We start from the raw sequence: 1,509 nt of genomic DNA, 5'->3' as shown, positions 1-1,509 counted from the left end.
CGGCGCACCGCCCTCGTTCGTGAGGCGTATATAGTCGCCACCAACCAAAACTGTCAACACCGATCTCAGATGTTTTTTCGATTTTTCGCGGAGATATCCACTGGGCCGAAATTCGTGAGTTGGCTAGGCTGAGTTTCCGCGCCGCTTTCCGCGGTTGGTCACGCCTGGGATACTCGCCTCAGACCCCATGCCGAGCATACTTCGCTTTGAAAAACTGGCGTCCCCAAAACGGCCACCGAACGCGCCCGAGCGGCTTTCAACGCCGATTCTCCAGCAATTCCGGTGTTGATGTTTCGGCCCGCGTAGAAGATGCCCAGGATCAGCACCTGCTCGCCCTCGACCGCGAAGGCAATGCTGATCCACCGCCGGCAGCCAACAATCCGCAGCCCAGGCATGATCGCGATCCGCTCAGCGCCTCGCAGTGGAAAAGTCGACAAGCCCAGACAATGATCGCGGATACCAGTGATAAAATTCCACACAATCGTCGGCGACGCCCCGTTCGGCTATGTCGTCATGGAATTTTCGAGTTCGGCTTGTGCCACGGGATGAAAGACAATCGGTATCCCATTCCCAACTGGCTTTCGCCTGCTTCGCGCGATGGCGTGCTTCAAGCTCGGAAGAGACCGTTTCGGCTGGAGTTCCCTTCGTCGAATCCTGCTGGAGCTCGGCCAGACGCGCGGGAATTTTCTCGCACAGCCACTTTCCCCTTCCGCCTCGAAATCCTCGAGTATGCGCAGGCCGGCACGGGCAACCTCAGTGGCATTGTTGTAGCGGCCGAACTCGAGCTGCTTCCTGATGAAGCTCTCACAGTGCCCGTTCAAAGCGCAGTTGGGCATGGCGACCTCCTGGGGGAGATCATGCGCGAGCGTCATTGATGACAATAAATAGCGATAGCTGGCAATCCACTGCCGATTCGGCGACGCTTCATCATCATGACCCGCCAAGCGGCATCGCCTCGGTCCCGATTCGGCGGAATTGGACTACCGATTGGGGCAGCACCACGCGATCGAGGGTCTCGGTGCGAGCGGAGGCCGCAGATCCTGTTATTCACCATCCAAAGCGTGTGAGGAAGCCGGCTGAATAGAGCCCAACCGGCTAATCTGTTCATGCTTGGCGACCAATCGATCTTGAACCTGACCATCCCTCAATAGTCTTCACTGATTTAATTTTTGTCCGCGGCATCGGCGTCGCCTCTTTTGCGGGCCCTGAACAGGATTGGATCGACGCTCCATGGTGATTCGCATACGCAACGGTCCGCCGACTTGGAGCCTGGCGGCTGTCTTTTTGATTTGGTTTTGGGGGGAGGATTTGATTTTTGTCCGGGTCGCCGGCTTGGTCTGCTTGGGGCGGTCAGGCCGGATCCAAGGGGGCTCTTATCCGAATGCAAAACGGCCCGCCAAGCTTTGAGCCTGGCGGGCCGTACAGGGTAAGTTTGGTTGCGGGGACAGGATTTGAACCTGTGACCTTCAGGTTATGAGCCTGACGAGCTACCGGGCTGCTCCACCCCGC

1 protein-coding gene and 1 pseudogene are annotated in these 1,509 nt (G+C 58.0%); both read right to left on the bottom strand.

Features of this window, described 5'->3' with window-relative positions; all coding sequences use genetic code 11:
- Window positions 1-158: 158 nt before the first annotated feature.
- Window positions 159-395: a hypothetical protein gene (locus FJ492_RS28950; protein ID WP_181166792.1), complete on the bottom strand. Its 237-nt coding sequence runs from the start codon at window positions 393-395 to the stop codon at window positions 159-161.
- A gap of 181 nt (window positions 396-576) precedes the next feature.
- A pseudogene (locus FJ492_RS28605) lies at window positions 577-836 on the bottom strand (type II toxin-antitoxin system ParD family antitoxin); the annotation flags it as partial.
- Window positions 837-1,509: the final 673 nt, after the last annotated feature.

Origin of the sequence: Mesorhizobium sp. B2-5-4, from assembly GCF_006441095.1 — a bacterium.
In the GTDB taxonomy this organism is placed as follows: domain Bacteria; phylum Pseudomonadota; class Alphaproteobacteria; order Rhizobiales; family Rhizobiaceae; genus Mesorhizobium; species Mesorhizobium salmacidum.
The sequence above is the reverse complement of the archived record's forward strand: the minus strand, read 5'-3'. Positions and strand labels throughout refer to the sequence as shown.